Annotated in this window: 5 protein-coding genes and 1 tRNA gene; 1 reads left to right on the forward strand and 5 read right to left on the reverse strand. The window is 54.9% G+C overall.

Annotation, left to right across the window (positions count from 1 at the left end):
• Positions 1-1173: peptide ABC transporter substrate-binding protein (locus tag SMC5_RS02255; RefSeq protein WP_165848931.1), on the forward strand; the 1173-nt coding region annotated here is incomplete at its 5' end.
• 411 nt (positions 1174-1584) lie between these two features.
• On the opposite strand, the gene SMC5_RS02260 is transcribed toward SMC5_RS02255, so the two are convergent.
• From SMC5_RS02260 to SMC5_RS02280, 5 genes are all read right to left on the reverse strand, one after another.
• Positions 1585-1661, reverse strand: a tRNA-Met gene (locus SMC5_RS02260).
• Positions 1662-1731: 70 nt separating this feature from the next.
• On the reverse strand, positions 1732-2196 hold the full coding sequence (locus tag SMC5_RS02265; protein ID WP_119119423.1) for a S1 RNA-binding domain-containing protein: 465 nt from the start codon (positions 2194-2196) through the stop codon (positions 1732-1734).
• A gap of 91 nt (positions 2197-2287) precedes the next feature.
• Positions 2288-2674: an FtsB family cell division protein gene (locus tag SMC5_RS02270; RefSeq protein WP_119119424.1), complete on the reverse strand. Its 387-nt coding sequence runs from the start codon at positions 2672-2674 to the stop codon at positions 2288-2290.
• A 5-nt stretch (positions 2675-2679) separates the two neighbouring features.
• On the reverse strand, positions 2680-2853 hold the full coding sequence (locus tag SMC5_RS02275) for an aldehyde ferredoxin oxidoreductase C-terminal domain-containing protein (protein ID WP_119119425.1): 174 nt from the start codon (positions 2851-2853) through the stop codon (positions 2680-2682).
• Positions 2841-4076: an RNA-guided endonuclease InsQ/TnpB family protein gene (locus SMC5_RS02280; RefSeq protein ID WP_207798980.1), complete on the reverse strand. Its 1236-nt coding sequence runs from the start codon at positions 4074-4076 to the stop codon at positions 2841-2843. The genes SMC5_RS02275 and SMC5_RS02280 overlap by 13 nt, the downstream gene beginning before the upstream one ends.
• Positions 4077-4178: the final 102 nt, after the last annotated feature.

Below are 4178 nucleotides of genomic sequence, written 5' to 3' on the forward strand. Positions count from 1 at the left end.
ATCGACCCCAGCAAGAACGTCGGCGTCAGGGCACTGGACGCCAAGACGCTCAAGGTCTACCTCCAGTCGCCCACCGCCTACTTTCTCAGCTTGACGGCGTTCCCGACGTACATGCCGGTCTGCAAGGCTGTTGTCAGCACAAATGACAAGTGGGCCGCCGATCTGACGAACTACGTCACCAACGGACCGTTCAAGCTCACGCAATGGTCACACAACGAGAAGATGGTCTTTGAGAAAAGCCCGACGTACTGGGACAGGGGCAACGTCAAGCTCATGAAGATCACCTACCTCATGGTCGAGGATGAGTCGACTGCACTTTCGATGTACCAGAGCGGTCAGCTGGACGCCTCCTCCACCGTACCCCTCTCTGAGTTACCCAAGCTGGCCGCCTCAGGCGATGCAAAGATCCTTCCGTCCCTCGCGACCTTGTTCTATCGGGTCAATGTCACCAAGAAGCCGTTCAACGACGTCCGCGTCCGTGAGGCCTTGCTCCTGGCAATCGACCGCAAGAGCATCACTACGTCCATCACGAGAGGCGGGGAGGTTCCCGCACTGGGTATTGTTCCCTACGGTATGCCAGATGCGCTTCCTGGCAGCGATTTCCGCAAGACTTCCCAGGAGAGCTTCTACAAGGACAACGATATCGCGACTGCTAAGGCACTGCTTGCCGAGGCCGGCTATCCCAATGGCAAGGGGTTCCCTGCCTTCGCACTGCTCTTCAACACCTCCAACCTGACCAAAACTATTTGCGAGGCGATCCAGGGGATGTGGAAGAAGAACCTTGGCATCACCACCTGCACCCTCAGGAACGAGGAACTCGGCGTCTTTGTGGATGACCTGATACACATGAACTTCAATCTTGCATTGGTGCAATGGACTGGTGACTACATGGACGCCAGCACGTTCCTGTACATGTTTGTAACGGGTGGCGGATCCAGCCACACTGGCTGGAGCAACAAGTCGTACGATGCTCTCATCGCAAAAGCCAAAGCGACGGTCGACCCGAAGGCACGCATGGCGACATTGCACGCTGCAGAGAAGATCCTCATGACAGACTTCCCCATTCTTCCAATCTACTACTGCACGAGCCCGGTGCTCCTGAGCAAGCACATCAAGAACTTCTACCAGTCGGCGCTGGGAATTGTCGACTGGAAGAACGCTTACATGGGATAGCCTTCAGGAATCACTGAAGACCAAGACCGAGCACCTCAGGAATGAAGAGAGCGGCCGCAAGTTCGCGGCCGCTCTGCATATCATGAAATGCCGTCATGCTAGACCAGACGGCGTCTGTGGCAGGTACAGGGAGGGTTTCAGCCTTGGGGGCAGGTCACCGTGTCATTTCTGCAACAACCATGGGCACCGGATGTTGCCATGACTGAGAGTAAGGGTGCGTCTTGTTGTGAGAGTGTTACTGTTTGGAACCCCCCGAGCCTTTCTGTTCAAGACCCCTGAGCCCTTTTGTCCAAGGCGAAGGGCGTATTCCCCGAGTATTTCTTTTCAATGCCCCCGAGTATTTCAGTTCAATACGAGGGGTGCTTCTGAGGGGGCGTTCTGAGGGGAGCTTCTGTCCCGAGAATGGTACAATGGTGGCGGCGGGGGGATTCGAACCCTCGACACTCCGGGTATGAGCCGAATGCTCTAACCAACTGAGCTACGCCGCCACAGGGCGCTGGAAAACTGGAACATAGTAGCAGAGGCGACAGTCTCTGTCAAGTCAGGAAAAGCGAGACGCTATCCGCGCTTGCGCTCTGTCCGCTTCTTCTTGTCGACCTGCCACTCCTGTGAGTCCTGCAGATACCGCTTCATCATCATATCGAAGGGGCTTAGCAAGGGCTTTTCATGAAAGGGGCGCGCATTGTAGGAGGGGCGGGGAGAAGATGGCGCACCTGGCGCAGAAGCCTGGGCAGGAGAACTACCTTCCGCAGCAGGCGCGGCAGTCGTTCCTTCGGCACCACCGGCGGCCTTGGCAGCCTTGATGGACAGGTTGAGCTTGCCATCCTTGTTGCGGCCAATGACGCGAACAATGACCTTGTCCCCTTCCTTGAGGAACTGGTTGACGTCCTTGACGTAGGTGTCACTGATCTCCGAGATGTGAACGAGGCCTACCTCATTCGTATCTGTCTTGACGAACGCTCCAAACGGAACGATCTTGATGACGATGCCTTCGGTTAGCTTGATGCGGTGCTCTTCGGCCATTAAAGTAGTCACTCACCTCTGTGGGGGATAGCTCTGCCGACGTGGCAGGCTCCGATAGAACAGCATACAGTGCCCGGGCCAAAATGCAACCCTAAAACCATCCCTTGACCCATGTGATCAACCGAGTCAGCACGCGAGGGAGAAGCGTGGGCGCAGGAGGAACCGGCTCTGGGGCCGTGTGGTTCATGGGGAAGAGGATGACGGTGTCATCCTTCTTGCTCATGAGCATGTCTTCGCGCGCCGCCTGCTCGACGTAGGCTTTCGTCGCATGATACTCCATGGCCTTCTGCTGTTCGAGCGTCTGCGCGCTGACCTGCTGCATTTCGGCAAATGTGCTTGTCGTCAACCGATCCGCCTTGCCCAGATAGGCGAGCGCCGAGATAGTGCTCCAGATGAGATAGCCGATGACAAAGCAGGCAACCAGCATCATGACCTTCTGCATGTTCAATGTATGTCCACGCTGCTGTCGTCTCACCATAGATCTCACCCCTCAGGCACCGGGCCGACGGTGCTCAACTGGTCGATACTCAACCGTTTCACCGTTGCGACCGTCGGAACGCCCAGACGGTCCCAGCCCCTGAGGTCATAGTACTCATTCAACACGTCCGCGTCAAGCCACGCAAGGTGCCGTTCCGCAAGTCTGATCACTCGTTGCACACAACTTCATGCAAGAATACGGGTGAGCTTGCTTCCTGCTTCTGCGACCAGCGCTTGGTGAGGGGGTCTCCACAGGCGTTGCACCCAATCTTACTTGGGTGCGGTTCCGGGCGATGACTGCCCGTACCAAGATTCAGGATATTAACAGACGCATTATCGTCCCTGTCGTGCAACGTGCCGCAGTTTTCGCAGACCCAAGTCCGGTCCGCAAGCGCGAGCGAATAGTTTACTTCACCACATACAGAACAGGTCTTGCTGCTGGCCGCAAACCTGCCGATGACGCGCAGTTCCGACCCATACCACGAGCATTTGTACGCGAGCATGCGGCGAAATTCACCCCAACCGGCATCTGAAATGCTCTGCGCCAAATGATGGTTCCGCACCATGTTCCTCTCTGCAAGGTCCTCGATACATACGATGCCGTGGCTCTTGGCAACGCTGGTCGACAGCTTGTGCAGGAAGTCTTTCCTGATGTTGCGGATGCTGCGATTGAGGCGTGCAACGTGAAGATTCGCTTTCGTTCTGTTCTTTGAACCTTTTTTCTTCCTACTCACTTGTCGAGACAGCAGCTGAAATTTCTTCATCTTTCGTTTCAACAGCTTTGGAGATTCGAAACGCTCGCCATTCGACAACACTGCAAAAGTTTTGATGCCAAGGTCAATGCCAACAGCTTCACCAACTACTGCTAACGGTTTCGCTCTTTCAACTTCAACTGCCAGCGAGCAGAACCAACGGTCGGCTTCTCGTGATACGGTGGCCGAAAGGATTCGACCACGGAATTTCTCGGTTCCTTCCTTTGTCCTGATTCTCCCAATGCGAGGCAGGACAACTCCATGTTCCTTTACGTGGAGGGAGCCAGTTAAACGAAAACTGTCGTGCTGTCCTTTCTTCTTGAACGTTGGAAATCCAATATCTTGCCCCTGCTTCCGTCCTCGCCAGAAGTTCCGGTATGCACGTTCGCAATCTCTTAATGCTTCCTGTGGAGCGCACTTGGAGACACTGTACATCCACGAGAATTGGGCAACCTTGAGGCTGTTGAGAAGCTTGTGCTGTTCGATGGCAGAAGTGAATTTGGCTTTTCCCTCGTTCTGTTCGAAACGCTCAATACGATCTGCAAGTGCCCAGTTGTATGCAAACCGAGCCACACCCGCATGTTGGACAAGCGCTCCATGCTGCACGTTGTTGGGGTCTAGTTCATATCGAAAAGCCTGGTTGGTTTTCACTTGGCAGCAGCTTCCAATGCACGCTTTGCCCGGTTCTCTGTGATATACGCAATGGCTTGATCTTTGGCCCAATCTGTAAGTCTCACATTCATAATATAGATG

Origin of the sequence: Candidatus Cryosericum odellii (assembly GCF_003570935.1) — a bacterium.
Lineage (GTDB): Bacteria > Caldisericota > Caldisericia > Cryosericales > Cryosericaceae > Cryosericum > Cryosericum odellii.

Excerpts from the sequence above, each read along its gene's own strand:
- SMC5_RS02270 (WP_119119424.1), bottom strand. The coding sequence starts at position 2,674 with ATGGTGAGACGACAGCAGCGTGGACATACATTGAACATGCAGAAGGTC.
- SMC5_RS02265 (WP_119119423.1), bottom strand. The coding sequence starts at position 2,196 with ATGGCCGAAGAGCACCGCATCAAGCTAACCGAAGGCATCGTCATCAAG.